Genomic DNA, 209 nt, shown 5'->3' on the forward strand with positions numbered 1-209 from the left:
GCATCCAGGAGGATTCGAACCTCCGACCGCTCGGTTCGTAGCCGAGTACTCTATCCAGCTGAGCTATGGATGCATTGGGGTGTTGCGTTTTTTTATGGACGTTCAGAAATCAACCTGAGGATGTTACAAAGAATGGTGCATCCAGGAGGATTCGAACCTCCGACCGCTCGGTTCGTAGCCGAGTACTCTATCCAGCTGAGCTATGGATG

At 51.7% G+C, this 209-nt stretch carries 1 tRNA gene; it reads right to left on the reverse strand.

Annotated elements, in window-relative coordinates:
- Positions 1-73, reverse strand: a tRNA-Arg gene (locus tag HFD92_RS21600).
- Positions 74-209: the final 136 nt, after the last annotated feature.

Source organism: Pantoea sp. EKM101V (assembly GCF_011800325.1).
In the GTDB taxonomy this organism is placed as follows: Bacteria; Pseudomonadota; Gammaproteobacteria; order Enterobacterales; family Enterobacteriaceae; genus Pantoea; species Pantoea anthophila.